The organism is Neosynechococcus sphagnicola sy1 (genome assembly GCF_000775285.1).
Classification (GTDB): domain Bacteria; phylum Cyanobacteriota; class Cyanobacteriia; order Neosynechococcales; family Neosynechococcaceae; genus Neosynechococcus; species Neosynechococcus sphagnicola.
Genome location: NZ_JJML01000115.1, coordinates 1 through 419 on the forward strand (window position 1 = coordinate 1; position 419 = coordinate 419).

Below are 419 nucleotides of genomic sequence, written 5' to 3' on the forward strand. Positions count from 1 at the left end.
CACCTGGGCTGCGAAAGGAGTGGACTTGCGCGAGCCCTTGAAACCTTGGCCACCGGACGAAGCCCACGACAGCGCATTGCCCTGGCGATCGGTGATCGTGATGATGGTGTTGTTGAACGAGGCGTGCACGTGGGCAATGCCGTCCGAAACGTTTTTCCGGACCTTCTTGCGAACGCGCTGAGCTGCGTTATTGGCAGGAGACTTAGCCATGATGATCTTTCAATCTTTATTTCTTCAGTGCAGCAGCACCCTTGCGCGGACCCTTGCGAGTGCGTGCATTGGTACGAGTGCGCTGACCACGCATTGGCAGACCGCGGCGATGGCGGAAGCCACGATAGCAGCCGATGTCCATCAAACGCTTGATGTTCATCGTGGTTTCGCGGCGCAGGTCACCTTCAATGGTGAACTGCTCGATTTGC

Annotated in this window: 2 protein-coding genes; both read right to left on the bottom strand. The window is 57.3% G+C overall.

The genetic code is table 11. The features are described 5' to 3' along the window. On the bottom strand, positions 1 to 210 hold a 210-nt coding region (rpsK, locus tag DO97_RS20350; protein ID WP_036537188.1), incomplete at its 3' end, for a 30S ribosomal protein S11. Between the two features lie 16 nt (positions 211 to 226). Continuing rightward, positions 227 to 419 (bottom strand): 30S ribosomal protein S13 (rpsM, locus tag DO97_RS20355; RefSeq protein WP_036537190.1); only part of this gene is annotated, 193 nt, incomplete at its 5' end.